The 1,507-nt window shown below is 64.1% G+C and carries 2 protein-coding genes; both read left to right on the top strand.

All coding sequences use genetic code 11. The annotated features are described in order from the left end of the window. Positions 1 to 42 precede the first annotated feature (42 nt). The gene (locus AB0E90_RS51650) at positions 43 to 489 is read left to right on the top strand and encodes a hypothetical protein (RefSeq protein ID WP_360421224.1); all 447 of its coding nucleotides are present in this window, start codon (positions 43 to 45) and stop codon (positions 487 to 489) included. A 38-nt stretch (positions 490 to 527) separates the two neighbouring features. Next, positions 528 to 1,493, top strand: coding sequence for a DDE-type integrase/transposase/recombinase (locus tag AB0E90_RS51645; protein WP_360421222.1), 966 nt, complete (start codon positions 528 to 530; stop codon positions 1,491 to 1,493). Positions 1,494 to 1,507 lie beyond the last annotated feature (14 nt).

Below are 1,507 nucleotides of genomic sequence, written 5' to 3'. Positions count from 1 at the left end.
GGGGTGATGACCTGAGGGCGGGGATCGGAGATCCTTGTGAGCGTGTCCACTTCATCTGACAAGCAGCCGGTGTCGGCCGGTGACGGGGTCGATCCGGCGCCGAAGCCGTCGCGTCGAGCGTTCAGCCCGGCGTACAAACTGGCGATGGTCGCCGCGTACGAGAGTGCCCCGAACGGAGAAAAGGGTGCTCTGCTGCGCCGGGAAGGCTTGTATTCGTCGCACATCATCGAATGGACACGGGCTCGTGACGCGGGCCTGCTCGGCAAACCCGGTCGGGAGAGCAGTTCCGGCACGCAGGCGGAGGCGGGGCGGCCGAAGAGGAAGAACAGTGAACAACTCGAGTTGGAGAAACTGCGCCGTCAGAACGAGAAACTGCAGGCAGATCTGAAGAAGACCCGGATGGCATTGGACATCATGGGAAAAGCACACGCGCTCTTGGAAGAATTGTCCGAGAGCGCGGACGAGCAGATACCGCCGAAGAAATCCTGACCACGACGTTCGATCAATTACGAGCCGCCGAGGTCGCGGTGCAGAAAGCGTGCATCCTGACCGGGGTGTCGCGGGCGACTTACTACCGCTGGGCGAAACCGGTCGGGCCGATGCATGGCCCGTGGCTGCCGCGGACCCCGCCGCCGTGGACGCTGAGTCCTGCCGAAAGGGAGCAGGTCCTGGCAGTGCTGAACGCGCCTGGGTATGCGGATCTGGCGATTCCGCAGGTGTGGGCGCGAGAGTTGGACGAAGGCCGGTACTGGTGCTCGATGTCCACGATGTACCGGATCGCGCGGGTGGCGGGGCAGAGCCGGGAACGGCGCCGGCTGGCCACCCATCCGCCGCGGGTGCGCCCGGAGCTGGTCGCGACCGGTCCGTCGCAGGTGTGGTCCTGGGACATCACCGCGTTGAAAGGACCGGTCAAGGGCGTCTGGTTCAAATGCTACGTCATCATTGATATCTACTCCCGGTATGTGACCGGCTGGCTTGTTGCGGCTGCCGAGGACGCGATCGTGGCCCGTGATTTCCTGGCTGGCGCGGTCACCGGCAACGGGATCGAGCCGCACACCATTCACGCCGACCGCGGTGGTGCCATGACCTCGAAACCGGTGTCGGAAATGCTCGTCGACCTGGGTGTCCTGCGTTCGCATTCCCGGCCGCGTACGTCAAATGACAATCCGTATTCCGAAGCCCAGTTTAAAACGATGAAGTACATGCCCGACTTCCCGGACCGGTTCGGCTGCCTCGCTGACGCCCGCGCGTTCTGCGACGCATTCTTCACCGCCTACAATCATGAGCACCGCCATTCCGGGATCGGCTGGCACACGCCCGCGTCGGTGCACTACGGCACCGCCGACCAGATCCGCCGGCACCGCCAGGACACCCTGAACGCCGCCTACATCCAGCACCCCGACCGGTTCAACCGCCGGCCTCGCGCACCCCAGCTCCCCGAGAGAGCCTGGATCAACCAGCCAACAACTGAGGCACAAACCGTCTCAATTTGACTTGACAAATTCCG

The organism is Actinoplanes sp. NPDC026619 (assembly GCF_040638295.1).
In the GTDB taxonomy this organism is placed as follows: domain Bacteria; phylum Actinomycetota; class Actinomycetes; order Mycobacteriales; family Micromonosporaceae; genus Actinoplanes.
The sequence above is the reverse complement of the archived record's forward strand: the minus strand, read 5'-3'. Positions and strand labels throughout refer to the sequence as shown.